Genomic DNA, 618 nt, shown 5'->3' with positions numbered 1-618 from the left:
CTGGTGCGTGTCGGCGCCGACGTCGAACGCGCAGTGCTTTCCCGCGCCGTGCTCTGGCACTGCCAAGACCGCGTCATCGTGCATCACAACCAGACCATCGTCTTCTGACATGGGTGACTGCGCGCGTTGCGGTCAACTTCTTGGTGCCCATGATGGTCACGGCGTCGACTGGCCGTTTCGGCGCCGTCGCCCAGCGTGAACTGAGGGCGGAAAATCGGCTGGCCCGAATCTCGCCCCCAGTGCACGCTCGGCGCCGTTTGGCCTCACCCGGTCAACGTGAACTGTCCGGGTGGGCGCTGTCACGTAGCGAGCCCACGTGGGGCCGGGGTCGGCCCGCCAAAAACGCCCCGGCGCGGCCAGCTCATGAGCGAGTACGCAAGCTCAAGGGACACCCGCTTTGCACTGTGGAAGAACCCCGAAGACCTGGCCTGCGGCAGGTGCGGTCAAAGGAGCGGAGTGTAGACAGGACCGGTGGGTCTGCTCAGCGCGGCCCCGAATTAGGACAATTTTCGCACCTAGCGCATCCAATATCGCTTTCGAAGAACGTTCACGCCAGTCCCACTGGGCCGGTGCGAATGGTGCAACGCGCCTTTCGTCGAAGGAAACGCCGTCCGCCAC

General features: G+C 64.7%; 2 pseudogenes. Both read left to right on the top strand.

What is annotated here, in order from left to right:
* Nucleotides 1–108: pseudogene (locus tag AO501_RS37320) on the top strand (formyltetrahydrofolate deformylase); the annotation flags it as partial.
* Nucleotides 109–293: 185 nt separating this feature from the next.
* Nucleotides 294–426, top strand: a pseudogene (locus tag AO501_RS39475) (ISL3 family transposase); the annotation flags it as partial.
* Nucleotides 427–618: the final 192 nt, after the last annotated feature.

This window comes from Mycobacterium gordonae (assembly GCF_001417955.2).
GTDB classification, from domain to species: domain Bacteria; phylum Actinomycetota; class Actinomycetes; order Mycobacteriales; family Mycobacteriaceae; genus Mycobacterium; species Mycobacterium gordonae_B.
The sequence above is the reverse complement of the archived record's forward strand: the minus strand, read 5'-3'. Positions and strand labels throughout refer to the sequence as shown.